Genomic DNA, 932 nt, shown 5'->3' with positions numbered 1-932 from the left:
GGATTTTGAACGAAACCTCTTTTCCAAACTGGCCCTGATTAAAGATGAGGTTGTTTATGAAACATACCGTCCCTGTCCGCTGCTGCGTGTTTATATCCCTAAAAAAAACGGTGGATTGCGGCCTCTTTCCATTCCGGCAGTACGGGATCGCGTGCTGCATACGGCTGTATCTCTTGTCATTACCCCGCTTTTTGAAGCTGAATTTGAAGAATGCAGTTTTGCCTATCGCCAGGGGAGATCAGTGCAGATGGCGGTGGCACAGATCGAGCGACTGCGTGATCAGGGCTTTGTCTGGGTCGTTGACGCGGATATAAAATCCTATTTTGATGAAATCGATCATAACCGTTTGTTGCTGGAGGTAGCAAAACTGGTCCATGACCAGGATATCCTGTCACTGATAAAACAATGGCTGAAGGCTGCAGTCAGGGACGGTAAAAGGACAGAGTATCTGAAAAGAGGCATACCTCAGGGTTCACCTGTGTCACCTTTGCTGGCCAATCTCTACCTGGATAAACTTGATGAAGCCATGCTGGGAGAAAATTATCGGCTTATCAGGTTTTCCGATGATTTCATTGTCCTCTGTAAAAGCAGGAAACAGGCGGAAAAGGGCCTGAAATTTACCGAACAGGTCCTGGAAAGTCTGAAGCTGCGTATAAGCAGGGAGAAAACCAGTATCACCACTTTTGATCAGGGATTTCGTTTTCTCGGAGTAGATTTTGTCAGGTCTCTTGCTTTAAAAGCTGTCTATCCGGATGTTGAACTCACGCCTGTGAAGTTTGATACGTTCGCCTTTGTTCCTCCCTGTAGCAGTCGGGACCTAAATGGTCCTGCGCAACAGGAACAATCCACAGAGCAAACAACAAGAACCGCCATGGCCGATGCCTTTAGCCAGGCGGGTATTGCCCCTGATGATTTCCCCGATATTGAGCCGC

The 932-nt window shown here is 47.7% G+C and carries 1 protein-coding gene; it reads left to right on the top strand.

Annotated elements, in window-relative coordinates; genetic code table 11:
• Nucleotides 1-932, top strand: a 932-nt coding sequence (locus JWG39_RS16015) for a reverse transcriptase domain-containing protein (protein WP_275889032.1), incomplete at both ends; no start/stop codon positions are given.

Origin of the sequence: Desulforhopalus vacuolatus (genome assembly GCF_016918505.1) — a bacterium.
Lineage (GTDB): Bacteria > Desulfobacterota > Desulfobulbia > Desulfobulbales > Desulfocapsaceae > Desulforhopalus > Desulforhopalus vacuolatus.
The sequence above is the reverse complement of the archived record's forward strand: the minus strand, read 5'-3'. Positions and strand labels throughout refer to the sequence as shown.